This window comes from Peribacillus sp. P4_C12, assembly GCF_056402095.1.
In genome coordinates this window covers 1-3,366 of the sequence record NZ_JBFUIB010000410.1, presented here as the reverse complement: position 1 = coordinate 3,366, position 3,366 = coordinate 1, and the positions used below count along the sequence as shown (strand labels likewise).

Annotated in this window: 3 protein-coding genes; all 3 read left to right on the top strand. The window is 37.6% G+C overall.

Annotation, left to right across the window (positions count from 1 at the left end; all coding sequences use genetic code 11):
* The coding region (locus AC1DUW_RS23985) for an ROK family protein (RefSeq protein WP_477643640.1) at nt 1–558 on the top strand (558 nt) is incomplete at its 5' end.
* Between the two features lie 227 nt (nt 559–785).
* Entirely contained in the window at nt 786–2,636 is a 1,851-nt protein-coding gene (locus AC1DUW_RS23980) for an LTA synthase family protein (RefSeq protein ID WP_477643639.1), read from the top strand.
* Between the two features lie 156 nt (nt 2,637–2,792).
* Nucleotides 2,793–3,366 (top strand): M14 family zinc carboxypeptidase (locus AC1DUW_RS23975; RefSeq protein WP_477643638.1); only part of this gene is annotated, 574 nt, incomplete at its 3' end.

Below are 3,366 nucleotides of genomic sequence, written 5' to 3'. Positions count from 1 at the left end.
CCTAGAACAGGTGTAGGTGGCGGAATCATCCATAATGGGCAAATCGTCCATGGTACAAGTGGGGCGGCGGGCGAAATCGGACATATAACCGTTGTAACAGATGGTGGAGCTCCATGCAATTGCGGGAAAACGGGTTGTTTGGAAACGGTTGCTTCAGCAACAGGAATCGTCCGACTGGCTTTAGAGGCTTTGCACAATTCCGAGCAAATGTCCCTTCTTCAGCAGAAAATCAACGAGGGAATTATGCTCTCTTCTAAATTGTTATTCCAATGTGCAAATGCAGGTGATCCTCTATCTAAAGCTGTGGTAGATAAGGTATGCAATTACTTAGGGTTAGCCTTATCACATGTTGGGAATGTTATGAATCCAGATAAAATCGTTATTGGTGGAGGCGTTTCACAAGCGGGAGACATTCTGCTCGCCAATGTCCGTTCGGCATTTGAAAAATATTCATTTAAGCGGGTTTGTAAATCAACGAAAATTAGCCTTGCAACACTAGGCAATGATGCAGGGGTAATTGGAGCAGCTTGGCTTATTAAAAATCAATTAAATCCATGATTCTTTCCTTATAACCCTGTACAAACAGGGTTATAAGGTTAATTAATGTAATTTTCAAAAAAAAGTTTGTGCATCTAACAAATTGTAAGGCTTCATCTCAGTTAGGAAGTTCAATTTTTCTACTAACTATCAGTTGTAAGTGAACAATGAATCGTGATGGAAAGTGCTTTGTTGTTTGGAAGTAAAAGATTATAGCTCCAACGCTTTTTTTATTAGGAGGGACCAGATTGAAAAGGGACTTCAAGAATCAGAAATATTCGTTATTTTGGGTTGTGTTTTTATCACTTTGGCTTAAAACATACATCGCTTATAAAACAAGTTTTGAGATAGATATTGAAAATTGGGTTCAGGAAATCATATTATTCATTAATCCGGTCAGCTTCCTTTTACTTGCTCTTGGCGTAAATATTTTTTTGAAAGAAACCAGACGAACAGCCTATTTGTTGACCATGAGTTTTTTAATTACCTTAGTACTGTTTGCCAACCTTGTTTTTTTTCGCTTTTTTAATGATTTTTTAACCATTCCAGTGCTTTTTCAGACGAGCAATATGAGCGACCTTGGAAGCAGTGTTCATGAACTGATTAATGCGAGTGACCTTTTGTATTTTGTTGATCTTCTTTTCTTGATAATACTTTTAAAATACAAACCGAAATTATTCTTTAATCGAGCGAATAATCTGCAGGATCGAAAATTCTATTTACTAATGACGATAGGAATTACGTTTTTTAACCTAGCGTTAGCAGAAGCGGAGCGTCCTGAACTCCTTACTCGTACTTTTGACCGTGAAATCCTCGTTAAAAACATCGGTACGTACCATTACCACCTGTATGATGCCATATTACAGACAAAATCATCGGCTCAGCGTGCTTTAGCAGATGGCAGTGAATTGACTGAGATTGAAAATTATGTTCGCGCCAATCAAAAAGCAGAGAATGATGACTTCTATGGGCTTGCCAAAGGAAAAAATGTGATTCTTGTATCATTGGAATCCACCCAGAGCTTTGTCATCAATAAAACCGTGAATGGTGAAGAAATCACCCCGTTTTTGAATAAATTTATTAAAGAGAGCTATTACTTTGATAACTTTTATCACCAAACTGGTCAAGGAAAAACGTCCGATTCCGAGTTCATTATTGAAAATTCTCTCTATCCATTAGGAAGAGGCGCAGTATTTTTTACACATGCCCAGAATGAATATAAGGCTACTCCTGAAATATTAAAGGAAAATGGCTACTATACAGCTTCCTTGCATGCCAATAACAAAAGTTTTTGGAATCGTGATTTGATGTATGAATCTCTTGGATACCAGCGTTTTTATAATAGTGATGATTATAAGGTTTCAGAAAAAAATTCGGTCAATTGGGGTTTGAATGATAAGTCATTTTTCCAGCAATCAATTGCTCACTTAAAGGGAATGCCGGAGCCTTTTTATGCAAAGTTCATAACTTTAACCAATCATTTCCCATTTACTTTGAATGAAGAAGACAGGACATTGGAAGAATACAATTCTAATTCCAAAACATTGAATCAATATTTTCCGACTGTCCGTTATACTGACGAAGCGTTAGAACAATTTATCACGGATTTGAAACGTGACGGTTTATATGAAGATTCTATTATTGTATTATATGGCGACCATTATGGAATTTCGGAAAATCACAACTCAGCGATGAGCCAGTTCCTTGGGAAGGAGATCACTCCGTTCGAATCCATTCAACTTCAGCGTGTCCCATTGATCGTTCATATTCCTGGGGAGAAGGGACAAACCATTTCCACCGTTTCTGGGCAGATTGATGTAAGGCCTACTCTCCTTCATTTACTGGGTATTGAAAATGATGATTATATCGAATTCGGAAAAGACTTATTTTCTAAGGAGAAAATTGATTTTACCGTTCTTCGCGATAGCAGCTTCATCATGAAGAATTATCTCTATACTATGGATACCTGCTATGATAAAAAAACCGGAGAGCCTACGGAAAAGGAATCATGTGAAAGGTATTTGGAAAAGGCAAAGCAAGAGCTTGAATACTCAGACAAAATCATATACGGAGATTTGCTTCGATTTTATGAGCATTGATGTAAGGAACCTGGTGAAAACCAGGTTTTTTGTTTTTCTAAAGATAATTCAACTGGAATTCAGGATAACTGCATCCTATTATAAAACGCTGGGGATTGGTGAACATCTTTCGGCTTTTCGTTTCATAAAGATTAAACAATGAAAGGGGCGAAGGCTATGAGAGTTGTGAGCAGAAGCGGTGATAGGTTGGCGTATTACAGTGATTTGTTTCAAATCCCAAAAGAATTAATTGAAGATGCCAATCCCGATATTCATGAAGGGATTTTGCCAGAAGGCCTGGATGTGGAAATTCCGGGTTTCATTCTTCAGAAGGAAACCCGGCTAGATATCGATTTAGCAGCTATTGCTTTACAATATCAACTGCCTATTGATGCGTTATTAATGGTAAATCATGYTGAACAAAGACCATTTTCTGTACCCGTTCGAATCATGGAACCTCTCCTTGTCACAGAAAAGCTCTATGATTATCAGTCGCTTCTTGATGACCTAGAAATTTTATCTTTTCATTACCCTTTTATAAAAGTTGAATCGATTGGTGTGAGTGTGTTAGGGAAAGAGCTCCTTGAAGTAAGAATAGGTAAAGGTGATAAGGTTATTCATTACAACGGTTCTTTTCATGCAAATGAATGGATTACATCGGCGGTCTTGATGAAATGGTTGAATGATTTGCTACTTTCAGTTACGAATGGTAGTTCTCTTTGCGGAATGGATTGCCTGCCCTTCTATAGAG